Consider the following 25,119-nt stretch of genomic DNA (forward strand, 5'->3'; position numbering starts at 1 on the left):
ATACTCATTTCCTGCATGGAAAGATCATCGGCGGGGTCCATGCCGCCGACATCCACTGCCAGAACCGGTCGTCACAAACAAAAAGGGCACCGCTGCCGGTGCCCTTTGTACTGGTGGTTACCTTATCAATCAGCTTGCTTTCTGCCGGGCGAAATATTCCTTGGTCAGGCGGAAGACGACCGGGCTCAGCAGCGCCAGGGCTATCAGGTTGGGAATGGCCATCATGGCATTCATGGTGTCGGCCATCAGCCAGATAAATTCCAGCGACTGAGTGGCACCAATGGGCAGAGCCAGCACCCAGGCAATACGGAAAGGCACAATGGCTTTAACACCAAACAGGAACTGCACACATTTCTCGCCGTAAAAACTCCAGCCCAGAATGGTGGTGAAGGCAAACACCGCCAGTGCCACTGAAACGATATATTCACCGCCGGGAATGGCCATGGAGAATGCCAGGGTGGTAAGCGAAGCACCGGCCTCACCGCTGGTCCAGCTGCCGGTCACAATGATGGCCAGACCGGTGACGGAACACACAATAATAGTATCGATAAAGGTGCCCAGCATGGCAATCAGGCCCTGACGTACCGGGTTGTCGGTTTTGGCGGCGGCATGCGCGATGGGCGCACTGCCCAGACCGGCTTCGTTAGAGAACACACCCCGGGCAACACCAAAACGAATGGCGGCCCATACCGCGGCACCGGCAAAGCCACCCTGGGCAGCGATAGGTGTAAAGGCATATTCAATGATCAAGCCGAAGGCGGAAGGAATGGCACTCAGGTTCATGGCGAGAACGACAATACCGGCGGCAAAATAAGACACTGTCATCAGTGGTACCAGTTTCCCGGCCACTTCAGAGATCCAGCGAATACCGCCAATCAGTACCAGGCCGACCAGTACCATCAGCACCACCCCCGTCGTGGTATGGGAAATACCGAAAGATGAATCGAGTGCGTCGGCTACCGAGTTGGCCTGTACGGTATTGCCAATGCCAAAGCCGGCAATGCCGCCGAAGATGGCAAAAGCCACCCCAAGCCATGCCCATTTTGCACCCAGCCCGTTGCGGATGTAGTACATAGGGCCACCGACATGGTTACCCTGGTCGTCGGTCTCACGGTATTTCACCGCGCACACTGCCTCGGCGTATTTAGTGGCCATGCCCACCAGGGCCGTCATCCACATCCAGAACAAGGCACCCGGGCCGCCGAAGAAAATGGCGGTGGCCACACCGGCAATATTACCGGTACCAATGGTGGCCGACAGGGCGGTCATCAGGGCATTAAAGGGAGAAATTTCCCCGGCACCGGCCTCGGTGCGGCTGAACAATAACTTAAAGCCGGTGCCCAGCTTGCGTATGGGCATCAGACCAAGGCCCAGCTGCAGATAAAGGCCGAGGCCGAGAATACCAACCAGCATGGGGACGCCCCATACCACGCCATTAACAGAGGTAAGCAGTGAGGTGATCCATTCCATCGGTGTCACTCCTGAGCAAAATAAGAATTAAAGTGTGATTAATGAGTCGTGCTGCATGGCATACAGACTAGACCCATTCAGAACATTTAGACTACTCCTAACGTGTTTCGGGTGAAACTAAAAATAGCATTGCATGATCCGGCGTAACGCCGAGATCACACTTTTTTGCCCTGCATGACCAAACTCTCTGGCCAGCACAACGGGATCGGCTCCCGGTATAAGGGCGGCCTGCAGCAGTCGTTGCTGCTGTTCATCAAGGGAGGGGCAAGGCGGCTGGCGATGCACAAAGCGGCGTAATGCGGGACGGTCTGCATGCCAGTCCCGGTGATAAAAGGCCAGGTCATGGGCTCGCTGCCGGTCCTGTTGTTCGTTAACCCGGGGCACAGGGTGGGGTAAATCGCCGGGCATATTGCGGCCCTCATCCTGAAGGTCGGCAGCAAAAGATCCCTGCCAGACGGGTAATACCGTTTGTGCTGCTGTGGTCAGCGGCCACAACATCATGGCGGCAGGCAAACCGCTGACGCCATCGGCAGCCAGCCCGGTGCGCACCAGCTTAAACCGGTTGTGATGCCAGAAGGCCAGCAGATCCGGACTGGCACCAAAGCTGGTGCCCAGAAAGTCGGCTTGCGTGTTGTGTTTCAGCCAGTGCACTAATTGCGAGCCGATTCCCGTCTTCTGGCTGTCCGGATGCACCACAATGCGCATAATGCGTTCATAACTGAACTGGCAGGCCTGTGCCTGTCCGCCATGAAAAGCCAGCGACTGAGGCAGCAAATGTCCCCGGGGGCGGCGTTGGCCACGCCAGATGGCGTCTGCCAGTGTCTGCTCCAGGGCTCCTTCTCGCTGCAATAACGCCGCGGCTACCGGAGTCCGTTGGCGGAACACCACGGCAAGGGACATGCCGGGGGCGTCCAGCAGCTGGCGCAGGTCTCCCGGGCGTGTCTGATAGTGTGCCAGGATCAGCAGGCCAAATACCTGCAGCAGCAAGGTGTCGTTATTCAGCAGTTGCTGCCGGCTTATCCATTGGATATTCAGTTCGCCAGCCGGTGGTGGTGCTGGGGGGCTGGCATTCAGGGCCAGCAGCCGGAACAGCAGTGGCTCCAGCGGATCTGTGCTGCTCCAGCGTGCCGGCATATTCATATGCAGCTTGCGCCAGTGCGGATGCAGGGCTGCCAGGGCTGGCTGGAATTTAAGCGCAAAACCAAGGCCGGTGCCTTCGTAGCCGTGTTCTGTGCTGGCAAATACGCAACAATGGCGTCGGGCCAGGGTGAGCAGCATGGGCACCGGAATGGCGGCGGCTTCGTCCACCAGGACCAGATCTGCCGGAGGGGGAGCTTTCAGCAGGGTATCGGGTGCTATAAAGGGCAGCGGAACAGGACAGTGAGCCTGGGCCTGAGCGGCGGCTCCCGGGTTGGGTGCCGTCAGCACGATGCGTTTGCCGGCCCGTAGCAAACGTGCCGCCAGCCGGCCAAGCAGACTGGACTTGCCCCGGCCCCGGTCTGCGGTCAATACCACAGGTGTGTGGGTCCGGGCGCTGTGCAGCATGACTGCCAGTGCATGGCGCTGCTGTGGATTCAGGCATCCACGGTTATCCTGTTGCCCTTGCCATAAGGTGCCGGCGGGCAGCGAAAGAGTCGGAAAAGGTGTTCCCTGTTGCCAGCTCAGCACGTGGCGATCAGCCTGCTGGATCCGTATAAAGCGGGTAATAAAACGGCTGGTCAGCCCGGCCGCCTGTTCCGGCAGGGCCACATAGCGGCGCAGATCCGGATCGGCAAAACCGGGCCAGAGCTTGAGAGGAGGGCATAGCAGTAACAACACACCACCTGCGGTCAGCGCGCCGGCGGAAGCCCCCAGTGCATCCGGATGCAAGCCACTGAAGGCATTAAATACCAGGTGCTGATACTCCCGTCCGAGGGCGGTATGATATTTGCCCGTAGGGCTGTGGGGTTGTCCGGCAGGCGCATCACCCAGCCAGAGTGTGGAAGTAGCAGCAGAAAGGGCAAGCAGCGCCTGAGCCTGCTGCTGTGCCCAGCTTTCTTCGCCGCTCAGCACCAGCAGGCGGCGTTCACCTGTATATTGCAGTTGCCGGCAAAAGCCGGGCCAGTCAGTCAAACAGCCGTTCACCGTTTTCGTCGATAAGACGCTGGGCCTTGCTTATCATCAGTTCGGCGGCCTGCTCGGCTCCGGGCAGCAGATCAGCCCGGATCAGCCGGTACTCCCGTTGTTCACCGTTCTTGCTGTGCACAATGCGCCCTTGTAACCGAAACTGCCCACCCTCGGCACCGGGCTCGGGAATAATGGTAAAACCCTTGTATTCCACCGGCTCAAAGCGGGGGCCGGCGGGGGCTTGCGGGGTAAACAGGTTTTTCAGCCAGCCAAGCATACGGTTATTTCCATACTCGCAGAATCACGTCGTCGGCTGCATTAACAATACCGCTTTCTTTTTCCAGCTCTTTTACTTCATCCATATTGGAAATGACCACGGGAGTGAGCGTGGACTTGGCTTTTTGCTCCAGCAGGGCCAGATCAAATTCCAGCACGGTATCGCCTTTTTTCACCTGCTGGCCTTCCTGTGCTATCCGGGTAAAGCCTTCACCTTTCAGCTCAACGGTATCAATACCGAAATGCACAAACATTTCCAGCCCTGAATCCGATTCAATGGAGAATGCATGGTTGGTTTCAAATATTTTGCCGATGGTGCCGTCACAAGGAGCCACCATTTTGTTACCGCTGGGTTTGATGGCCAGGCCGTCACCCACGATTTTCTCCGCAAACACCACATCCGGTACTTCCTCAAGAGGCACGATTTCACCGGAAAGCGGGGCAAATACCTCAATGGCATCGGCAACATTGGTATCGTCAGACACCATTTTTTTCAGTTTATCGAACAGACCCATTGTCTCAGCTCCTGAAGGATTTACCCGATGATGATAGCACGGCCAGAAAGTGAATAAACAGCCTGTGTCCGTTGTATTAAAGCCTGATGATATCATCACAAAAAAGGCACCTTACGGTGCCTTATGCGGTTTGTGCAGTGCTTACTGCTGCAGTTCCTGATCGGTAAAAATACCCTGGAACAGCGCTGTGCTCAGGTAGCGCTCTCCGGAGCTTGGCAGAATAACCACAATGTTCTTTCCGGCAAACTCGGGCAACTCGGCAATACGGTTGGCGGCCACTACGGCGGCACCGGAGCTGATGCCGGCCAGAATGCCTTCGTCTTTCATCAGGCGGCGGGCCATATCGATGGCATCTTCACTGGAGATTTGCTCAACGCGGTCGATCAGGGACAGGTCCAGGTTGCCCGGAATAAAGCCGGCACCAATACCCTGAATTTTATGAGGACCCGGTTTGATCTCTTCACCGGCCAGGGCCTGGGCAATGACCGGAGACTCTACCGGCTCAACCGCAACGGTGGTAATAGCCTTGCCTTTGGTGTTCTTGATGTAGCGGGAAACACCGGTCAGGGTGCCACCGGTGCCCACACCGGCCACAAACACGTCCACTTCACCGTCAGTGTCTTCCCAGATCTCGGGACCGGTGGTTTTTTCGTGGATTTCCGGGTTGGCGGGGTTATTGAACTGCTGCAGCAGCACGTATTTTTCCGGCTGAGATTCTTTCAGCTCCATGGCCTTCTCAATAGCACCTTTCATGCCTTTGGCACCATCGGTCAGCACCAGTTTGGCACCCAGGGCCTTCAGCAGCTGGCGGCGCTCCAGACTCATGGTGTTGGGCATGGTCAGGGTAATGGCATAACCACGGGCAGCCGCCACAAAGGCCAGTGCAATACCGGTATTGCCACTGGTGGGCTCAATCAGTTCTTTGCCGGCGACCAGCTCACCGCGCTTTTCTGCATCCCAGATCATGTTGGCACCAATGCGGCACTTAACACTGAAGCTGGGGTTACGGCTTTCCACCTTGGCAAACACCCGGCCCTGGCTGACCCGATTCAGTTTTACCAGAGGTGTGCGGCCAATGGTGAGAGAGTTATCTTCAAAAATCTTGCTCATTGTGGCGGTCCCTGATGTAAATAACGAAAAAGATGAAATACAGTATTCAGCTTAATCATTCCGGCAGGAATGAGAAGTGACGATTTGTTATAACAATATGTTATTAGATGATAAAATCATATTCCTATCAGCTTAGTTTTTGGCATCGTCACCGTATGCGTGATCATTATCATGATGTTTTTTGTGCCTGAATGGCTGAGTTCTGTTTATCCCGGCGTTATTCATTAATGTCAGAATCTCAGGCCTTTGCTGGTCTTTAGCAGGAGCCGAATACCGGAATTTATCAATGAAAAAAACCGTTGTTTTAACCTGGCTATGCAGCCTTTGTTTATTCAGCCTGTCGTCCCAGGCTGGGACCTGGCAACAGGAGCCCGATGCCCGTTTGCAGCTGCACCAGCTGGGGCTGGAGCTGGCGCTGGCAGATGTACATCCGGCCATTACCCAACGCTGGCAACAGGCCGTGTTGGCCGACACGGCATCAGAAACCGCCGATGATGAACTCTGGCTGGCGTTGTCGTCTTTCTGGCGCGAATGGTCAGCAATGGATTTTGAAGCTCGGCAATATTTACGTACGCGCAAGCTGCCACTGGTGGCCAGCGCAGAAGAAAGGGAGAGCCTGCTGCAGGCGGTCGGCAGCAGGCCGCAAGCCGGAGACCGGCAGGCGCTGGTTAATAAACTGGTGCCTGGCTTTGGTGATTATCACTCGCTCAAAATACAGCTGGCTCGGTTACTGGCCATGGCCGATGAGCCCTGGCCGGCGATTGCCGGTGCCACGCTCAGGCCCGGCGATGAAGCGGCTGCGGTATTGCTGCTGCGCAAACGGCTGCAGCGGCTGGGAGACATGCCCGCCGGCGAGCCTGGCCTGCATCCCGAGCTGTTTGATGAACCGCTGGCGCAGGCGGTTAAGGCCTTTCAGGCACGGCACGGGCTGACAACGGACGGGGTGGTGGGGAAGCGTACCTATGCCTGGCTTGATACCACTCCCCGCGTCCGGGCTCAATTGCTGATGCGCAGCATGCTGCGCACCCTGATAGGCGACAGCCTGCCACCTTCTTATATGCTGGTGAATATTCCCGAATATCGGTTACGGCTTTATCAGGAACAGGTGATGGTACTGGAAAGCGATGTGATAGTGGGCCGGAACAGTCGTAAAACTCCCATTATGTACAGCCAGATCACCAATGTGGTGGTGAATCCGCCCTGGAACGTGCCTCGCTCCATTCTTCAAAAAGACATAGTCCCGAAACTTTACCGGGATCCGGGCTATATTGATCGGATGGGATTTGAGGTTATCGACAGCGCCGGCAACGTGGTATCCGGTGAAGAATGGCAATATGTGCTTTATATGGAGAATCGCTTTCCGTTTCGCTTACGGCAAAAACCCGGCAGCAACAATGCGCTGGGATCCTGGAAGTTCCATTTGCCCAACAATGATGCCATTTATCTGCATGACACGCCGGCCCGCGGACTGTTCTCCCGGGATAGTCGGGCGCTCAGCTCGGGCTGTGTGCGGGTAGAGAACGCCGAGCAGCTGGCGGAATGGCTGCTGAGTGCAAACTGGAGCCGCGAAGGGCTGGCAAAGCTGAAATCGAGTAAACGTACCCGCTGGCTGAAGGTACAGGATCCGCTGCCGGTGTATATGGTGTATTGGCGGGGCTGGCTGGCAGGCAGTGAACTGCCCCAGTTCCGGGATGACATCTACAAGTTTGATCGCACGTTGTCCGATCCGTTTAAAAGCAGCCTGGCAAAAGATCAAATGAGTCTGAGCGAACGGGCGTCTGCCTCCTTATAACCAAAGGTTGTTGATCCTCAATATCGATATGGGTTAATTTTTGCCCGATACTGAACGGGGCCGGGCCGGCCGGTGAAGAAAACGCTGCTTGTTTCTTTACGGTCAGCCCGGCTTTCTTGTGCGCCTGAAGGAGGTTTTATGCTGTCGCGCCATCTTGATCGTCGTCGTTTTTTACTGGGGCTGGGTGGGCTGGGTGCTGCTGCGCTGTTTACCGGTCCGGCCCAGGCCAGTTTGTCGGCACCGGTGCGCAAGCTCAGTCTGCATAACCTGCATACCGGCGAGAAAGTCAGTGCCAGCTTCTGGGAAGAAGGGCACTACATTGACGATGGCCTGGCCTCTTTCAACCAGGTCATGCGTGATTTTCGCAGCAATGAAGTTCATCGCATCGATCCCGGTTTGTTTGATCAATTGTTTCTGCTGCAGCACCGCCTTGGCCAGCAGGGAGAGATCCAGATTATCTCCGGTTATCGCTCACCGGTGACCAACGCCATGTTGCGCAGCAAAAGTTCGGGGGTTGCCAAAAAAAGCTATCACATGAAAGGACAGGCCATTGATTTGCGCCTGCCCGGCGTGGAGCTGGCTCATGTGCGCAATGCCGCCCGCAACCTGGCTGTGGGCGGGGTGGGATATTATCCCAAGTCTGACTTTGTTCACCTGGATACCGGGCCGGTACGCAGCTGGTAAAAGTGATCCACCCACAGGGCGGTGGCACCGCATACGGCCACCGGCATGACCAGCAGGTTAACAAAAGGCAGGCTTGAACACAGGGTTACGCTGGCTCCGAACCCCCAGGTAAGCCGGCGCTTGGAGCCCAGCTCCCGTTGCATCAGAGTAAAGTCGATTTTGTGATTATCGAACGGGTAATCACAATACTGAATGGCCATCATCCAGGCGCTGAAGGCAAACCACACCAGCGGGGCAAGGGTCTGGCCCACCACCGGCACCAGAAACAGCAACAGGCAACCCAGTGCCCGGGGCAGGTAGTAGGCCATTTTGCGCCATTCCCGGCCCAGCATGCGCGGGGTGTCTTTAATCAAGTCCAGCCAGCCGCTGTCGGGCACCGGGTTGCCGGTCAGTTTCAGTTCTACCCGTTCGGCCAGCAGACCGTTAAAGGGGGCTGCCAGCATATTGGCAAAACCGGTAAACACAAACGAAAAGCCCACCGCAATGGTGACAAGGGCCAGCGGCCACAACACATAACCCAGCCAGTGCAGATAATCCGGGGTTTGTTCTGACAGCCAGCCAAACATCACTTCCAGCTGGGTGTAAAGGTAGTAAAATGCGCCGCCAAACAGCAGCAGGTTCACCAGCAGCGGAATTAACACAAAGGGGCGCAGATCCCGGTCGCTGATCAGGGATAACCCCTTCATCAGATACTGTGGCCCGCTGGCGCTATGATAACTGACAGACATAACAACTCTCTCGCAAAATGAAGCGCTTATTCTAAAGAAGGGGCAGGCGCATCGCCAGCCTCCTCCTCCGGCTAAAAACACGGCGCGAAGGTGCCTGTCGCAGCGTATTTTCCCGCTGGAAGCGGCCTTGACTGCAAAAAGGTCATGATTTTATGGGATTAGGGCCGGCCAGACTCTTGTCAAATCAGAATGGTAAACATACCCTTGTCGCAGTAATGGGATATCCCTATGGATAATGCCGGTGCCAGCGGCTCGGCGGCAAAAACAAGAGAAGCGATAATGCAGGACTTGCGAATTATCTTGATTATTCTGGGCGCCATGGCCATCGCCGCCCTGTTGATCCATGGATTATGGAGCAGCAAAAAAGACCGTCAGCCATCCATGCGCGACAAGCCCATGGACAAGGTGGCGTCGGATCCGGCATCTGAAGACAGCTTTGATCAGGACGGCATTGGGCAGGTGCGTGTGGCCAGTGCTAATAACGCCACGACGGAGCAGGATGCTACTGCTGATGACTGGCGTGAAGAACCCCGCTTTTCGGCCCTGGATGACGATGATGAGCCGGTCAGGGTACCTGAGCCGCCGGCAGCCCGCAAAACGGCTGTGCAACCACAGCCCGCAGATGAAGATGAGTTTGATCCCTTGTTCGGCGAGCCGGTGCGTCCGAAGCAGGCCGTGATGCCGGAAGCTGAAGCAGAGCCGGCCGTAGGGCGTCAATTTGAAGCAGCAGAGCAAGCTGCTGTTGTTGATGCCGATGCCGAACAGCCCGAGCCACAGGTGCAGCCTGAGCCCGTAGCAGAACCCGAGCCGCTGCCGCCGTTACGCGAAGTACCGCGAACCTGGCAGGATGTTTATGTGATTAACCTGATGGCCCGACCCAATCAGCAGATTGACGGCACTGCTCTGATGCGGGCACTGACCAGCAATGGCTTTCACTTTGGTGAGATGGATATCTTTCATCACCATCAGACCCCCGCGGGGCAGGGCAGCATCTTGTTCAGCCTGATCAACATGATGAAGCCCGGCACCTTTAACCCGAAGGAAATGATTGATTTCCGTACGCCCGGTGTTTCTATTTTTATGCAGCTGCCGCGTCCGGGGATGGCCAAAAACCAGTTTAACCTGATGGTGCAGACTGCCGAGAACCTGGCCGAAGAGCTGGATGCCCTGCTGTTTGATGCACAGCGTTCGCCTGTCAGCCCCGACTATCTGGCTCACTGTCGCGAGCAGTTACGCGATTATGACAGCCAGGTCCAATAACCCTTATTGATAACGTTAAAGTGCGGCGTCAGCCGCACTTTTTGTTTTAATGGCAAATACAGCATTTGTGTTTTGCTACCTGTTTCTTTGTAACGCTGTTGTAGCATGTCGTCATCTCCACGAAGGTGGAGACCTTCCGCCTGCGCTAGGATGCGGCTCCCTGGCTGGAATCACGACAGGAAAACTCAAAGGTTTGCCAGCAGTCTGACTTTTTGTTTATGCGGAATCCATTCATGAACGATGCCCACGCCCGTTTACTCGCCCTGCGCGAACAGCTTAACACCTGGAACTATCAGTATTACGTGGAAGACGATCCCAGCGTACCCGATGCGGAGTATGACCGCTGCATGCGTGAGCTGCTGGCGCTGGAAGCGGAGCACCCGGAATGGCGGGATGCCGGCTCACCCAGTCAGCGGGTAGGCGGTGCGCCGGTGTCGGCCTTTCCCGAAGTTCAGCATGCCATGGCCATGCTCTCGCTGGATAATGTGTTCAGCGAAGATGAGCTGGCCGCGTTTGAAAAACGTATTCTCGATCGCCTGGGGCGCAGTGAGCCGCTTGAGTTTTGCTGTGAGCCCAAGCTTGATGGTCTGGCTGTGAGCCTGGTGTACGAACAGGGCCGGCTGGTACAGGCCGCCACCCGGGGCGACGGCACCACCGGCGAGGGCATTACCGAAAACGTGCGCACCATACGCGCCGTGCCGCTGAATTTGCGCGGTGAAGGCTGGCCCGAGCGGCTGGAAGTGCGCGGCGAAGTCTATATGCCCAGAGCCGGCTTTGAGCAGATGAATGAACGTGCCCGCCTTGAAGACGGCAAGGTATTTGCAAATCCCCGCAATGCGGCGGCGGGCAGCCTGCGTCAGCTCGACTCCAGAATCACCGCCAGCCGGCCTCTGGCTTTTTATTGCTACGGTACCGGCCTGGTTGAGGGGCAGCCACTGGGCGAACGCCACTTTGATATTCTGCAAACCCTCAAGGGCTGGGGTTTTCCGGTCAGCCCGGAGATCAAGCGGGTCAGCGGGCGTGAAGGCTGCCAGGCCTATCATGACGATATTCTGGCGCGCCGGGATCAGTTGCCCTATGAAATCGACGGTGTGGTCTACAAGGTGGACGAGCTGGCGCTGCAGGCACAACTGGGTTTTGTGGCCCGGGCGCCGCGCTGGGCCACTGCCCACAAGTTTCCGGCCCAGGAAGAGCTGACCGAACTGCTGAACGTGGAATTCCAGGTGGGCCGCACCGGTGCCATTACGCCGGTGGCCAAGCTGAGACCTGTGTTGGTAGCCGGTGTGACCGTGTCTAACGCTACCCTGCACAACGCCGATGAAATTGCACGGCTGGGGGTAAAAATTGGTGATACCGTCATCATCCGTCGCGCCGGTGATGTGATCCCCCAGGTGGTGGGAGTGGTGCCGGAGCGCCGGCCCGCTTCTGCACAGGACATTACTTTTCCCGCGCAGTGCCCGGTATGTGAATCCGATATCGAGCGGATAGAAGGCGAAGCCGTGGCCCGTTGCACCGGCGGCCTGTTCTGTGCCGCCCAGCGTAAGGAAGCCCTGCGCCACTTTGCCTCCCGCAAGGCACTGGACATTGAAGGACTGGGTACCAAACTGGTGGAGCAGCTGGTGGATAACGAGCTGGTCAAAACCCCGGCAGACTTGTTTCATCTCGAGCAAGCAACCCTGATGGGCCTGGAGCGCATGGGCGAAAAGTCCGCAGTGAAACTGCTGGCTGCCTTTGACAAGGCACGAACTACCACGCTGCCGCGTTTTCTCTATGCCCTGGGCATTCGCGAGGTGGGTGAAGCCACCGCCAACAATCTGGCACGTCACTTCCTTGAACTGGAGGCGGTGATGAATGCCGAGGTGGAAAAGCTGATTGAAGTGCCCGATGTGGGCGAAATTGTGGCCAAACACATCTATTATTTCTTCCGCCAGACCCATAACCGGGAAGTCGTTGATGCCCTGGTGACTCCTAAAGATCAGGGCGGCTGTGGTCTTGCCTGGCCGGAGATGGAAGCACCCAAAGCGGACGCCCAGCCGCTGGCGGGCCAGACCTGGGTACTGACCGGCACCTTAAGCCGCATGCCCCGCAACGACGCTAAGGCCGCACTGCAGGCTCTGGGGGCCAAAGTGGCCGGCTCGGTGTCCGCCAAAACCAGCGTGCTGGTGGCCGGTGAAGCCGCCGGCTCCAAACTTGCCAAGGCTCAGGAGCTGGGCATCACCATTATGGATGAAGACGGGCTGATTGCTCTTCTGGAGCAGCACAAAGCTATCTGAATTTAACGTCGCCCCCGCGAAGGCGGGGGTCCATGCGGGCCAATGCCCGCAACTTACCGCGAAGCGGCAATCTTCATCCGTCAGTAATACCTGCCCCTCATCATTCCGGCCCCGCTCCGGAACCTTTCTCCAAGCGACATCAGTGCTTAAAGCTGAACCTGCCAAAACGTTCTAAAGCTTGGCCAAATGAAGCCGATAGCCCTTATGAAAGGCAGGGCGGCCTGAGCTACATAGCTGCAAACCTGGTGAAAAAAACACTAAAGAAGCCAGAACCCTCGCCGATACCCTGAGTAACAAAGCAATACCGGGCATACCGGAAACCTCAACGGAGAGCTAATTATGGCGATTACAGTAAACACCAACGTTACCGGCATGACCGCCCAGCGTAACCTGAACCAGTCTTCCAATGCTCTGGCCACTTCCATGGAGCGTCTGGCTACCGGTAGCCGTATCAACTCCGCCAAGGATGATGCTGCCGGCCTGCAAATCTCCAACCGCCTGAATTCTCAGGTGCGTGGTCTGGGTGTGGCGATGAAAAACGCCAGCGATGGTATCTCCATTGCCCAGACGGCAGAAGGCGCGATGAACGAGTCTACCGCCATCCTGCAGCGTATGCGTGACCTGGCGCTGCAATCTGCTAACGGTACCAACTCCGATGATGACCGTAGCGCCATTCAGAAGGAAGTGAGCGCGCTGCAAAACGAGCTGACCCGCATTGCAGAAACAACGTCTTTTGGTGGACAGAACCTGCTCGATGGCAGCTTTGGTAGCCGTACTCTACAGGTTGGTGCCAATGCTAATGAAACCATTGATCTGACCCTGAAGAGCGTTGCAGCCAATAAAATCGGTTCTCACCGTCAAACCTTGACCGCCGGTACCGCCGGTGAAGGTCTGGGTGCGGCCAGTGCTGCGGCGGCAGACCTGGCAACCGTGGCTGATAACGGTGTCACCGCATCTGGCACCCTTACCATCAATGGTCGTGAAGCGGTAGATGTAGCCGTGGCCGCCGGCGCTTCTGCGAAAGATATCGCCAAAGCAGTGAATGATGTTAGCTCTGCAACTGGCGTTAGCGCCGAAGCCAAGTCTACCGCCGTACTGTCAGGACTGAGCGCTGCCGGTAAAGTGGGTTTTGAACTGAATGGTGTTGCCGTTTCAGCAAACGTTGAAAGTGAAACAGATCTGACCTCGCTGGCTGATGCGATTAACGCCAAAGCGGCTGAAAGCGGTATTAAAGCTTCCATGGATGGTGGTGATCTGGTTCTGACCAGCGATGATGGCACCGATATTAAAATTGAAAACTTTGTTGGCAATGCCGACGGTGACACCATTAATGTTCGTGGTAAAGACATTGACGGAAACGATGCCGGCACAGCGGCCGTTGCTCTTACCAGCGGTACCGCAGCAGACGACAGCACTATTATTGCTGGCTCAGTACGCTTGAACTCCAATGACGCTTTTTCAGTAAAAGATGGTGCTGATAACGCGACCTTGGGTACTCTTGCTGCTGGTGAGTTTTCCGAACTGAAGGATGTGTCCACCATCAGTCTGGCCACTCAGGATGGTGCTCAGAAGGCCATTGGTATTCTCGACGGTGCCATCGGCATGATCGATGCTCAGCGTTCCGACCTGGGTGCCATGCAGAATCGTCTGAACAGCACTATCAACAACCTGGCCAACACCCGTGAGAACGCGGCGGCCGGTATGTCCCGTATCAAGGACGTTGACTTCGCTCAGGAAACCGTGAACCTGACCAAGCAGCAGATTCTGCAGCAGGCCGGTACCTCCATCCTGGCGCAAGCCAAGCAAATCCCGCAGGCAGCACTGTCTCTGCTGGGCTAAGCTGAACCTCAACCGGGGGGCAACCCCCGGTTTTTTCGCCGTTGAGCTTAGTGCCGCAGTATTCTGGCCATTAAGCTGAACGGCGCTTTCACATGAGGACGCAACCATGGATACGCTCCCGCTGAACCAACGTACTCCTGCCGCCGCGGCAGACCTTGCCCAAAAACAAGCACCCGTTACCACTCAGCCTGTTGGCAGCGAAGCCACGCAAACTGCGCAGGCGGTACAGGCGGCAGACAAGCCGCAGGAGAGTGAGCTGTCCGGTGAGCAGCTGGAGCAAATGGCGGAGCAGATGGAGTCGTTTATCGGCACCTTTAATCGCGGGCTCAAGTTCCGGGTTGATGAAGACTCGGGCCGTAATGTGGTAACGGTGGTGGATAACCACAGTGGTGATATCATTCGTCAGATCCCGACCGAAGAGCTGCTTGAAGTGATCAGCCGGCTGGCCGAAGCCAGCGGCGGCCTGATAGACACGAAGGCATAGGAGACATATTGTGGGCGACCTCAAACTGCCGGGCGTAGGCTCGGGCTTTCCCATTCAAAGTTTTGTGGATGCAACCGTCGCGGGCGAACGCGCGCCCAAAGAAAAAATGTTTCAGCGTCGTGCCGGTGATATTGGCATACAGCTGTCGTCTTACGGCACCCTTAAAGGCATGCTGGAAGAGTTTAAAAACTCATTAAAAACACTGGGCGATGAAGAAGCTTTTGAAAAACGCTCTACCAGTTTTTCCAACAGCGGCTTTGCCAGTGCTACAGCGGATAAAACTGCGGTGGCCGGTACCTATACCATAGTGGTGGAGCAGCTGGCAGAAGCGCACAAGGTAGGCTCCAGCGCTATTCCTAAAGCCGATGCCGAGAAAAAGCTGGGCTCAGGCTCGCTAACGCTGGGAGTGGGTGATGAGTCTTTTACCGTTTCTATTGATAAAGACAAAAGTACCCTGGCCGATGTGGCCAATGCGGTCAATAACGCGGAAGACAACAAGGGCGTGCGGGCAACCGTAGTTACCGACGACACCGGCTCCCGCCTGGTATTTTTCTCAGATAAAACCGGCACCGAGAATACCATAACCGTATCTGCATCCGGCAATGGAGACGGTGAAGGAGCTCACGATCTTTCCAGCATTGGCACTGTCACTGAAATTCAGGCCGCCAAAGATGCTCAGGTCAGAATTGATGGAGCCCTGGTTACCAGCCAGACCAACGAGATTAAGGATGCCATTCAGGGCGTTACCCTGGATCTGAAAAAGGTGAACGATACCTCTGCAGACAGCGAAAAGCCCGATACCAAGCTGACCATTGGTTATGACAAGGGCACGGTAGAAACAAACCTGCAGGAGTTCGTTAAATCTTTTAACTCCGTGATTGCCACTATCAATCAGCTCACTTCCTATGATGCCGAAACAGAAAAGGCCGGCCCGCTGAACGGTGACGGTACCGCCCGCAACCTGACATCACAGATCCGCCGCATGCTCAGTGAACCGATAGAAGGAGCCAGTGCTCCCGTCAAGTCGCTGACCGACCTGGGCATCACCACCCAAAAAGACGGTAAAATTGAGCTGGATGAAGATCTGCTGAAAAAGCAGATTGATGAAAACTTTTCCAAAATCGGTCAGTTGTTTGCATCGGAAGAAGGGGTCTCCAAAAAGCTGGACGATATGCTGGAAAGCTTTGTGGGTAAGGAAGGGATCCTGACCAAACGGGATACCTCGCTCAACGAGCAGATGAAAAAGCTGAATAAAGAGCGGGCGGATTTCGAGATCTACATGGAAAAGTATGAAGAGCGCGTTTATAAGCAGTTTACCGATATGGATATTATGGTAGCCCAGCTAAACCAGCAGCTCAGCTCTGTTGTTGCTGCTTTTGATAACATGCCAGACTTCAGTGGCGGCAAGCAATGACACTGGTTGAGCAGTTAGAAAAGCTGGATGAGAGTGTGCTTGCCGCGCTGGTCAATCCAGATGCTCTGGATGAGCAGTGGTTGTCTGAGCAATTGCAGACCAGGGCACACTTATTGCAGCAGCTTATTGAGCAAGGGAGTGTGTCCGAGCATGACTCGGCAGCCCTTATTCAGCGCTCCCGCCAGCTTAAAGCGTCTGCCGAAGCGGTTAAGCAACAGTTGGGTGACAAGCTGAAAAGTATGAAAAAGGGCCGGCGTTCGGTGCAGGCCTATCAAACCGTTAAACGAAACTAATTGTTATTCAGGAGTAAGTATCCATGCGCGGCTCAATGAAAGCCTATAAATCCGTGGCTCTGGACAGCCAGAAAACCGTGGCCTCGCCTTATAAAGTAGTGCAAATGCTGCTGGCCGGCGCACTGGAACGACTGGCCCGGGCACGTTCAGCCATGGAGCAGAGCAAGCGTGCCGAGCAAGGCGAGCTGCTTGGCTCGGCCATGACCATTGTTGCCGAACTGCGTGCCGCTCTGGATCACCAGGAAGGCGGCGATATTTCTGCCAACCTTGATAACCTTTATGAATTTATGATGGCGGAGCTGGTGGTGGCCAACAGCGAAAACAGTATTGAAAAGCTCGAGTCCATCAGCGCCTTGCTGCGTGAAATCAAGGAAGCCTGGGACGCTATTCCCGTTGAACAGCAACAAATTCCTGCCTGATTACCCTTCAGCCCGCTGCAAACAGCGGGCTGAATTGTCTTTAATGCCCCGCCATTCGTCAAAAAAATATCCACTCCTGCCCTAAACTTGATCCTGATCAATAAAAGTGGCTCTTCTGCGACTATCTTTGTCGAGTTGTTTTGACGCCTGTGTCAGAATTACGACTAAAGTTGGTTTCATGTCAATATCACCTTGGTGTGGTTATATATCACTTTAGTGTGGTTCTGATGTCGAGCCGGGAAGAAAAATCAGAAACCAATCCAATAACCAAGTGAATTTAAAGGATATTTACCCTATGGGCTTTAACGGCTGTGTCTTGATCATGGATCATAACCAGGAGCGACGGTCAAGGCTTGAGGCTATCCTTTCTTTTATGCAGGTTGAGTGGCGCAGTGGCAGCCGTGCCAGTGATCTTGCGTGGCTGCGTGAGCAGCCCAACACCATGACGGTACTGCTGGGGGAAACGGACTTTCCACTCCAGGAGCTGCTTGATGATCATTCCCACCATGTGTTTATCAGCCTGCACCCTGGTCAGTGCCAGGCCAATAATCTGCTGGGCACCCTGAAAGAGCTCACTTACGACGAGCTGACCCGGCTGTTGCATCAGGCATCGCAATGGCGTCCTGTTACCGTGAGTGATGAACAAAACGAGCAGCTGAAAACCTTGCTGGTGGGCGAAAGCGCCGGCATGCAAGAGGTGAAAGTCCTTATCCGGCAGGTGGCCGACAAGCAGGCCAATGTGTTGCTGCTGGGAGAGTCTGGTACCGGCAAGGAAGTCATTGCGCAAGCTATACATTTATTGTCACAACAGTCTGCTGGCCCTTTTGTACCCATCAACTGTGGTGCCATTCCGGCCGAATTGCTGGAAAGTGAGTTGTTCGGTCATGAAAAAGGGGCCTTTACCGGTGCTGTGGCGGCACGTAAAGGCCGCTTTGAACTGGCCGAAGGCGGCACCCTGTTTCTGGATGAAATAGGCGATATGCCGCTGCCTATGCAGGTAAAATTATTACGCGTGTTACAGGAGCGGACCTTTGAACGGGTAGGAGGCACTCGCCCGATTAAGACCAATGTGCGTATTATTGCTGCCACTCACCGGGATCTGGAAGTCATGATCCAGGAGCAGCGTTTTCGGGAAGATTTATATTACCGGCTGAATGTATTTCCTATTATTTCCCCCCCGCTGCGTCAGCGTCAGGACGATTTGCCATTGTTGCTGAGTGAGCTCGTTGCACGCCATCGTGAAAACCATCAGGTGAATATTTCTTTTTCTGCCCAAGCCGTGAATACCCTGCAGGGCTATCACTGGCCCGGAAATGTGCGGGAGTTGTCCAACCTGGTGGAACGTATGATGATCATGTGCCCGGGACAGCAGGTGGAGCCCGGGGATTTGCCGGAAAAATACCGCGGCGATTATGTGCCCGAGGTGTTCGACGAAATGGACGAGCAGGCAGCACTGGCGTCCGTTTTTTCGAGCAACAGTGACGAACCTGAAGATGACGGCGCTGCTTTTTTTGAGTTTGAGCCGGATGAAGAAATCCACACAGCGGTAAACGGTGATCTGCATATTCCTGATTTAACTTCTGAATGCTATAACCTGAAGGAAGTGCTGGCCAGCATTGAAATCGATGTGATTGGCAAGGCGCTGGATGCCAATGAGGGAGTGGTTGCCCGGGCCGCCGAACATCTGGGTATGCGGCGCACTACCCTGGTGGAAAAAATGAAAAAATATGGCATAGCAAGGGATTAATCCCCCTTACGGGGAGCTGGAAGCCGTCAGTTATCAGCTGTAAGACGATTTTAGCGAGCTGTAATGCCGAGCTCAGTCCGAGAAATGAAAGGTGCTGGCAATTAGTAATGCTGTAAGCACTGTACTTTATTTTTTGACAACTCGATCGTCTGACAGCTTACAGCTGATAGCTTAACGTTGGCCCTTAGCTGGCACGTATTTTGAATAATACCAGTCATGATACCTTTCAACTCTGCTATTGCTGTGCCCGATGCGCCTTGGTTTGATGTACTGGGGCCGGAGCAGCTGGAACAAATTCTGCACACCATGCCCGGCGGTCTGCTGTGGGTGGATGGTCAGGGGGTGGTCAGCCGGGCCAACGCCGCCGCCCGCGGGCTGTTGGATGAGCCACTGCTGAATATTCCCTGGCTTGAGGTGATTTCCCGTGATTTTGCGCCTCGGCCCGACGATGGCCTGCAGGTGTCATTGAAAAATGGCCGCCGGGTGCAGCTGGCCATTTCCCATCTAGAAGGGCAGCCCGGGCAGCTGGTGCAGTTAACGGATCTCACCCCCACCCGAGCCTGGGTTGAACAGCAGAGTCATGCCGAGCGGCTGGCGGCATTGGGCCGCATGGCGGCAACCCTTGCTCATCAAATTCGTACGCCGCTGGCGGCCGCCACTCTGTACGGGGCCAATCTAGCCAGTTCCAGCCTGAATACGGCGCAGCGAGAGCGCTTTCAGGGCCGGCTGATGGAAAGGCTGAGCGATATTGAGCGTCAAATAAGCGACATTCTGTTGTTTGCCCGTCCGGATCAGGCGGCACTGGCCGAGCCGTTGTGCGTGCCTGCATTACTCAATGACATTACCGACACCGCCGGCACCTTGTTTGCGGACAACGTCCGCCTGCAATGCCGGGCGGAGCCGGGCTTGATCATGATGGGCAATGTTAACAGTCTCAGGGGCATCATGCTTAATCTGCTGGAAAATGCCGTGGAAGCCGGAGCCAGTGAGTTGACGGTGAACGCCAGTGCGCAGCAGCAGCAATTGCTTATTCAGGTAACGGATAACGGCAAGGGAATGAGCCGCGAGCTGCAGCAGCAAGTTTTTACGCCTTTTTTTACTACCCGCAGCCAGGGCACCGGCCTTGGTTTGGCGGCGGTGGCCTCGGTAATACGCGCCCATCAGGGCAGGGTAGAAGTCAGCTCTGCAGAGGGGCAGGGTAGTTGCTTCAGCCTGTGGCTGCCATTGGCGACAGAATAATGTACACGGGTGAAAACGTTTTCTTTTCTCTGTGGTCACTCGGTGGGGACAGGAGTTCGGTGCGGTATGTCATGGATCTCCGCCTTCGCGGAGATGACGGTGGGTAAGGGTGGAGATGACGGTGGGTAGGGGTGAATATGACGACCTTTAAAGCAGAGATCTTGATGGGTTAGCCATCAAGTTGAATAGGGAAACATGATGAATATCGATATTCTGATTGTGGAAGACGATAGCGGTCTGCAGCAGGCATTGCAAGACACCCTGGAGCTGGCCGGGCTGACAAGCCAGTGTGTGAACAGCGCTGAAGAGGCCATCCTTTATTTACAGCAAACGCCGGTGCGTATGGTGATTACTGATGTGCAGATGGCGGGCATGAATGGTCTGGAGCTGCTGGAGTGGATAAATGAGCGGCTGCCGGGACTGCCGGTGCTGGTGATTACCGCCCATGCTCAGGTATCGGGAGCGGTTACCGCCATGCGTGCCGGTGCCGTGGATTATCTGGCCAAGCCCTTTACCCCAGAGGCCTTGCTGGAGCGGGTGCGCCGGTATGTGCGTCCTGAGTCTGTCGACAGCGACGACCCTGTTGCCGAAGATGTTGCCAGTCGTCAGTTGCTGCAGCTGGCGGCGCGGGTCGCCGTGACCGAGGCCAGTGTGATGATCTCCGGTCCGAGTGGTACCGGCAAGGAGGTGCTGGCGCGGTTTATTCATGCCCGTTCAGCCAGGGCCACTAAACCGTTCGTGGCCATCAACTGTGCTGCCATTCCCGATAATATGCTGGAAGCAACCTTGTTCGGCTATGAAAAGGGGGCGTTTACCGGTGCGGTACAGGCCTGCCCGGGCAAGTTTGAGCTGGCCGACGAAGGTACCTTGCTGCTGGATGAAATTACTGAAATGGATGTGAACCTTCAGGCCAAGTTACTGCGGGTGCTGCAGGAGCAGGAAGTAGAACGTCTGGGGGGGCGAAAAAGCCTGCGGCTGAATGTACGGGTACTGGCCACCAGTAACCGTGATTTGCGCAAAGCCGTATCTGAAGGGCGCTTCAGAGAAGATCTGTATTATCGCCTGAATGTGTTTCCGCTGGTGTGGCCGGCGCTGGCCGAGCGCCCCGACGATATTTTGCCGCTGGCCCGTTTTCTGTTAAATCGGCACGGTGCCATGCAGGGGCGGCATGGCATAAGCCTGTCGGCCGACGCCGAAAAACGGCTGAAAAACTGGCATTGGCCAGGCAATGTACGGGAACTGGATAATGTGATGCAGCGGGCACTGATCCTGGCTGGCGGCCATCAGATTTCCGCCGGTGATATTTTCCTGGATGATGCCGGCCCCTGTGTTGCTGCGGCTCCCCGTGAGCTTGGCGATAAACTGGAAAGCCAGGAGCACCGAATTATTCTGCAGGCGCTGCAAAGCAGTGGCGGCAGCCGGCGGGAAGTTGCCGAACAGCTGGGGATCAGCCCGCGTACCTTGCGTTACAAGCTGGCCCGTATGCGTGATGCCGGCATCGAAGTTCCGGTTTAACACGTACCAAAGATGAACTGGCCCGAGCTTTGCATTAATATGCGCGGGTTGTGTGAAATTCACTGATTGAGGAGCCATTATCATGGACATTAAAGCCGCCGCATTGCTGGCAGAAATGCAGTCACTGCAGGGGGAAGCCCGGAATATGGCTGCGGTGCAGGAAACGGCACCCCGTCAGGATTTTGCTGAACTGCTGGGTCAGGCCGTGAACAAGGTGAATGGGCTGCAGCAAACCACCGGTGATTTGCGTACCCGCTTTGAACTGGGAGACCCTGCCGTGGGTCTGGAGCAGGTGATGATTTCTGCACAAAAATCCAGCATTGCCTTTGATGCTACCGTACAGGTACGTAACAAGCTGGTGGAATCTTATAAAACCATTATGAACATGCCGGTGTAAGGAGCTGACGGGTGGCTGACAATCCGCTGGCGGAAACCGACAGACGCACACTTCCGGCCAACAGCGATGGCGCCGACATGGAAGCACAAGAGCGAAAAAGTACGCCTTTTGCGCTGCTGGGCAATGCCGATGTGTTGCGCCAGATTGTTATTGTGCTGGCGCTGGCCATTTGCCTGGCCATGGCCATTTTTGTGCTGCTGTGGGGCAAAGAGCCCGAAATGCGGCCGTTGGGGGTGTATAACAATCAGGAACTGATTGAAACCCTCGACTACCTCGATGCGCAAAAGGTTGAATATAAAATTGATGGCAACAGTGTGCTGGTACGCGCCGATCAATATGCCGACATTCAGCTCGGTTTGCGCCGCTCTGGTCTTACTCAGGCACCACCTGAAGGCGACAGCATACTGCTTTCCGATCCCGGTTTTGGCATCAGCCAGCGGCTGGAGCGTGAACGCCTTAACCTGAGCCGCGAGCGTCAGCTGGCGCGGGTGATAGAGCAATACAACAGCGTGGCCCGGGCGCAGGTGCTGCTGGCTATTCCCCGTGAAAACGTATTTGTGCGCGACAAGCGCAAACCCAGCGCCACTGTGGTACTGAATCTGCGCCGGGGCAGCAGTTTGCGCCAGGAAGAAGTGGACGCCATCGTCGATACGGTTGCCTCAGCGGTGTCTGATCTTACGCCTGGCCGGGTAACGGTGACCGATCAGAACGGACGCCTGCTCAACTCCGGCTCGCAGGATCCGCAGGCGGCCCGCAACCGGCGGGAATTTGAACTGCAGCAAACGCAGGAAGAAGAATATCGTCAGAAGATTGACGCCATTCTCAGTCCGGTGCTGGGGCTTGGCAATTATACCGCCGAGGTAGACCTGAACCTGGACTTCCGCCGCCATCAGCAAACCGTTAAAACTTTTAATCCCGACATGCCCGCGGTGCGCTCGGAAATGGTGATGGAAGACAACACCTCCGGCAACGGCCCCATTGGCATTCCCGGGGCCCTGACCAATCAGCCTCCGATGGATTCGGACATTCCCGAGCAGGCCGGGCAGACCTCGGAAAAAACCGGAACCGAGCGCAGCCGGCGCGAAGCCACCCGCAACTTTGAGCTGGACACCACCATCAGCCATACCGAAAGCGCCGTGGGCGATATTCGCCGGCTGACGGTGTCGGTGGCGGTAGATTACAAGACAGTAACACAGGCCGATGGCACGGTAGACCGGGTTCCGCTTGAAAGTGCCGAGCTGGCCCGCATTGAGCGCCTGCTGAAAGGCGGACTGGGCTTTGATGTGAGCCGGGGAGATGCGCTGGAAGTGGTGAGCATGTCGTTTAACCGGCCCGATCTCGATGCCGTGGCCGATATTCCTTTTTATGAACAGGCCTGGTTCTGGCGACTGGCGCGTATTCTGGGTGCCGTACTGGTGTTGGTGGTGCTGCTGCTGGCGCTGGTGCGGCCCATGGTAAAACGTCTGCTGAATATTGATGACAAGGCCGACGATCTGGATCTGGATGGCCAGAGTGCGCTGTCGGGCAGTGATGATCTGGAGCTGCTGGCGCAGCAGGCTGAGCTGGAAGACGGTATGTTCGGTATCAAGGACGGCCAGCTCCGGTTACCGGACCTGAATAAAGACGAAGACTTGCTGTCGGCGGTGCGTGCGTTGGTGTCCAACGAGCCGGATCTGGCGGCACAGGTAATCAGAGACTGGGTGCAAAGCGATGACTGATGATCAGGGACTGGTAATAACCGATGCCCAGCGGCAGCTGCTGTCGCGCATGACGGGCACCGAAAAGGCGGCCCTGCTGATGCTGAGCCTGCGGGAAGACGATGCTGCCCAGATTTTTCGTCACCTCGATCCCAAACAGGTGCAGCGCCTGGGCATGAAAATGGCCGCCATGGGTGACTTCAGTCCGGATCGGGTCGGTGCCGTGCACCGCTTGTTCATTGAAGACATTCAGCGCTTTACCAAAATTGGTGTGGGCAGTCAGGACTTTGTGCGTAATGCCTTGGTGGCCGCGCTGGGTGAAGACAAGGCCGGCCGGTTGGTGAACCAGATTGCCGCCGGTGCCGGCTCCCGCGGTCTCGACTCGTTGAAGTGGATGGACGCCCGTCAGGTGGCCGGCATTATTCACAATGAACACCCGCAAATTCAGACCATCGTATTGTCTTATCTCGATGCCGATCAGGCCGCGGCCATTTTGCAGCAGTTCCCTGAGCCGATGCGGCTGGATCTGATTATGCGTATTGCCGAGCTGGAAGAAGTACAGCCGGCGGCGCTGCAGGAGCTGAACGACATCATGGAGAAACAGTTCGTTGGCAAGAGCAATGCCAAGGCAGCCAAAATGGGCGGCCTGAAAACCGCCGCCGATATCATGAACTACCTGGATACCTCGGTAGAAGGGGCCCTGATGGACTCCATTCGCGATCAGGACGAAGAAATGAGCATGAAGATTCAGGATCTGATGTTCGTGTTCGAAAACCTGATCGATGTGGACGACAGGGGCATTCAGGTACTGCTGCGCGAAGTGAATGCCGAACTGCTGCAGCGAGCCCTTAAAGGGGCCGACGATCAGCTTAAAGAGAAGTTCTTCAATAATATGTCCCGCCGTGCTGCTGAAATGCTGCAGGACGATCTGGAAGCCATGGGGCCGGTACGGGTCAGCGATGTGGAATCTGCCCAGCGTGACATTCTGGCCGTTGCCCGTCGTCTGGCCGATACCGGCGAACTGATGCTGGCCAAGGGCGGCGGAGATGATTACGTATGAGCCGGGAGTACGATGCCAAAGGTCGCATCCCTGCCGGTTGGCAGTGGCCCGAGCTGAACCTGCCGGAGCCGGAACAGCCGGAGCAGGCTGCATTCAGGCTGCGCCATGAACCCGAGCCGCTGGCACCCGAGCAGGAGCCGGAAGCCGAGATGGCTCCCGAGCCGCTGACTGCCGAAGCCCTGGAAGCCATTCGTCAGGCCGCCTATGAAGAAGGCCACGCCGAGGGGAAGGAGCAGGGGCTGGCGGAAGGACGGGAAGAAGGCCGCCTGAAGGGCATGCAGGAAGGTCATGAAGCCGGGTTGCAACAAGGGCTTGAACAAGGCCTGGCAGACGGTGAAGCGCAAATGCAAGCGTTGCTTGAGCGCTGGAATACGCTAACGGAGCAGCTGCAGGCCCCGCTGGCTACTATTGATCATACCGTGGAGCAGAGCCTGGTGATCATGGCCATGGAGCTGGCGCGCAACTTGTTAAAAGCCGAGGCGACGACCTCACCCAAACTGCTGCTGGCCACGGTGCAGGAAGCGCTGCAGGCGCTGCCACATCATGAAGGCACGCTTACCTTTTATTTGCATGCGGAAGACATGGCCATGTTGCAGGCTCGGTACGACGAGGCCGCTCAGGCCAAACGGGGCTGGGAGTTTGTAGCGGAGCCCGGGCTGGAGCGGGGCGAGTTACGGCTCAACACTGCCATGTCGCAGCTGGATGTGAGTATGGCCAGTCGTATCGACGAGCTGATGGCCAACTTTATCAAGGCCAACTGGAACCGTTTTCATGACACAGACGCTGGCTGAACGCCTGCGC

Annotated in this window: 22 protein-coding genes; 16 read left to right on the plus strand and 6 right to left on the minus strand. The window is 56.1% G+C overall.

Annotated elements, in window-relative coordinates; all coding sequences use genetic code 11:
• Nucleotides 1–129: 129 nt before the first annotated feature.
• The 5 genes from B6S09_RS03360 to cysK all read right to left on the minus strand — a co-directional run bounded on the left by B6S09_RS03360 (nucleotide 130) and on the right by cysK (nucleotide 5,477).
• Nucleotides 130–1,470 carry an alanine/glycine:cation symporter family protein gene (locus B6S09_RS03360; protein WP_094277077.1) on the minus strand — a complete coding sequence of 447 codons (1,341 nt, stop codon included), beginning with the start codon at nucleotides 1,468–1,470 and terminating at the stop codon, nucleotides 130–132.
• Between the two features lie 117 nt (nucleotides 1,471–1,587).
• Nucleotides 1,588–3,582 carry a tRNA(Met) cytidine acetyltransferase TmcA gene (locus B6S09_RS03365; RefSeq protein ID WP_094277078.1) on the minus strand — a complete coding sequence of 665 codons (1,995 nt, stop codon included), beginning with the start codon at nucleotides 3,580–3,582 and terminating at the stop codon, nucleotides 1,588–1,590.
• Nucleotides 3,575–3,853, minus strand: coding sequence for an HlyU family transcriptional regulator (locus B6S09_RS03370; protein WP_094277079.1), 279 nt, complete (start codon nucleotides 3,851–3,853; stop codon nucleotides 3,575–3,577). Before B6S09_RS03370 ends, B6S09_RS03365 begins: the two co-directional genes overlap by 8 nt.
• Nucleotides 3,854–3,857: 4 nt before the next feature.
• Nucleotides 3,858–4,367 (minus strand): PTS glucose transporter subunit IIA, encoded by a 510-nt coding sequence (gene crr / locus B6S09_RS03375; protein WP_094277080.1) that lies wholly within the window; start codon nucleotides 4,365–4,367, stop codon nucleotides 3,858–3,860.
• A gap of 141 nt (nucleotides 4,368–4,508) precedes the next feature.
• Entirely contained in the window at nucleotides 4,509–5,477 is a 969-nt protein-coding gene (cysK, locus tag B6S09_RS03380) for a cysteine synthase A (RefSeq protein ID WP_094277081.1), read from the minus strand.
• Nucleotides 5,478–5,763: 286 nt separating this feature from the next.
• On the opposite strand from cysK, the gene B6S09_RS03385 reads away from it, so the two are divergent.
• Nucleotides 5,764–7,269 carry a L,D-transpeptidase family protein gene (locus tag B6S09_RS03385; protein ID WP_094277082.1) on the plus strand — a complete coding sequence of 502 codons (1,506 nt, stop codon included), beginning with the start codon at nucleotides 5,764–5,766 and terminating at the stop codon, nucleotides 7,267–7,269.
• A 138-nt stretch (nucleotides 7,270–7,407) separates the two neighbouring features.
• Nucleotides 7,408–7,953, plus strand: a complete 546-nt coding sequence (gene mepK, locus B6S09_RS03390) for a peptidoglycan L,D-endopeptidase MepK (RefSeq protein ID WP_094277083.1) — start codon at nucleotides 7,408–7,410, stop codon at nucleotides 7,951–7,953.
• Here the strand turns inward: mepK and cysZ are convergent.
• Nucleotides 7,920–8,681, minus strand: coding sequence for a sulfate transporter CysZ (cysZ, locus tag B6S09_RS03395; RefSeq protein ID WP_094277084.1), 762 nt, complete (start codon nucleotides 8,679–8,681; stop codon nucleotides 7,920–7,922). The genes mepK and cysZ overlap by 34 nt on opposite strands.
• Before the next feature lie 279 nt (nucleotides 8,682–8,960).
• Here cysZ and zipA point away from each other — a divergent pair, with 279 nt between their 5' ends.
• The 14 genes from zipA to fliH all read left to right on the plus strand — a co-directional run bounded on the left by zipA (nucleotide 8,961) and on the right by fliH (nucleotide 25,109).
• Nucleotides 8,961–9,941 carry a cell division protein ZipA gene (gene zipA, locus B6S09_RS03400; protein ID WP_243832787.1) on the plus strand — a complete coding sequence of 327 codons (981 nt, stop codon included), beginning with the start codon at nucleotides 8,961–8,963 and terminating at the stop codon, nucleotides 9,939–9,941.
• Between the two features lie 233 nt (nucleotides 9,942–10,174).
• Entirely contained in the window at nucleotides 10,175–12,214 is a 2,040-nt protein-coding gene (ligA, locus tag B6S09_RS03405) for an NAD-dependent DNA ligase LigA (RefSeq protein ID WP_094277086.1), read from the plus strand.
• A gap of 339 nt (nucleotides 12,215–12,553) precedes the next feature.
• Nucleotides 12,554–14,053 carry a flagellin gene (locus B6S09_RS18725; protein WP_094277087.1) on the plus strand — a complete coding sequence of 500 codons (1,500 nt, stop codon included), beginning with the start codon at nucleotides 12,554–12,556 and terminating at the stop codon, nucleotides 14,051–14,053.
• 106 nt (nucleotides 14,054–14,159) lie between these two features.
• Nucleotides 14,160–14,537, plus strand: coding sequence for a flagellar protein FlaG (locus B6S09_RS03415; protein WP_094277088.1), 378 nt, complete (start codon nucleotides 14,160–14,162; stop codon nucleotides 14,535–14,537).
• A gap of 10 nt (nucleotides 14,538–14,547) precedes the next feature.
• A complete protein-coding gene (gene fliD / locus B6S09_RS03420) occupies nucleotides 14,548–15,951 on the plus strand; it encodes a flagellar filament capping protein FliD (protein WP_094277089.1) in 1,404 nt (467 codons plus the stop codon).
• Nucleotides 15,948–16,244: a hypothetical protein gene (locus B6S09_RS03425; RefSeq protein ID WP_094277090.1), complete on the plus strand. Its 297-nt coding sequence runs from the start codon at nucleotides 15,948–15,950 to the stop codon at nucleotides 16,242–16,244. Before fliD ends, B6S09_RS03425 begins: the two co-directional genes overlap by 4 nt.
• Before the next feature lie 23 nt (nucleotides 16,245–16,267).
• Nucleotides 16,268–16,663 carry a flagellar export chaperone FliS gene (gene fliS, locus B6S09_RS03430; protein ID WP_094277091.1) on the plus strand — a complete coding sequence of 132 codons (396 nt, stop codon included), beginning with the start codon at nucleotides 16,268–16,270 and terminating at the stop codon, nucleotides 16,661–16,663.
• A 295-nt stretch (nucleotides 16,664–16,958) separates the two neighbouring features.
• Entirely contained in the window at nucleotides 16,959–18,410 is a 1,452-nt protein-coding gene (locus B6S09_RS03435; RefSeq protein WP_094277092.1) for a sigma-54 dependent transcriptional regulator, read from the plus strand.
• A gap of 216 nt (nucleotides 18,411–18,626) precedes the next feature.
• Complete coding sequence (locus B6S09_RS03440; RefSeq protein ID WP_094277093.1) at nucleotides 18,627–19,649, plus strand: sensor histidine kinase; 1,023 nt, start codon at nucleotides 18,627–18,629, stop codon at nucleotides 19,647–19,649.
• Between the two features lie 195 nt (nucleotides 19,650–19,844).
• Nucleotides 19,845–21,164, plus strand: coding sequence for a sigma-54-dependent transcriptional regulator (locus B6S09_RS03445; RefSeq protein ID WP_094277094.1), 1,320 nt, complete (start codon nucleotides 19,845–19,847; stop codon nucleotides 21,162–21,164).
• An 82-nt stretch (nucleotides 21,165–21,246) separates the two neighbouring features.
• Entirely contained in the window at nucleotides 21,247–21,561 is a 315-nt protein-coding gene (gene fliE, locus B6S09_RS03450) for a flagellar hook-basal body complex protein FliE (RefSeq protein ID WP_094277095.1), read from the plus strand.
• A 26-nt stretch (nucleotides 21,562–21,587) separates the two neighbouring features.
• Nucleotides 21,588–23,279: a flagellar basal-body MS-ring/collar protein FliF gene (gene fliF, locus B6S09_RS03455; protein ID WP_424991644.1), complete on the plus strand. Its 1,692-nt coding sequence runs from the start codon at nucleotides 21,588–21,590 to the stop codon at nucleotides 23,277–23,279.
• The gene (gene fliG / locus B6S09_RS03460) at nucleotides 23,272–24,318 is read left to right on the plus strand and encodes a flagellar motor switch protein FliG (protein WP_094277097.1); all 1,047 of its coding nucleotides are present in this window, start codon (nucleotides 23,272–23,274) and stop codon (nucleotides 24,316–24,318) included. Before fliF ends, fliG begins: the two co-directional genes overlap by 8 nt.
• Nucleotides 24,315–25,109 (plus strand): flagellar assembly protein FliH, encoded by a 795-nt coding sequence (fliH, locus tag B6S09_RS03465; RefSeq protein ID WP_094277098.1) that lies wholly within the window; start codon nucleotides 24,315–24,317, stop codon nucleotides 25,107–25,109. Before fliG ends, fliH begins: the two co-directional genes overlap by 4 nt.
• Nucleotides 25,110–25,119: the final 10 nt, after the last annotated feature.

The sequence above is a fragment of the Oceanimonas baumannii genome (assembly GCF_002245495.1).
Taxonomy (GTDB): Bacteria; Pseudomonadota; Gammaproteobacteria; order Enterobacterales; family Aeromonadaceae; genus Oceanimonas; species Oceanimonas baumannii.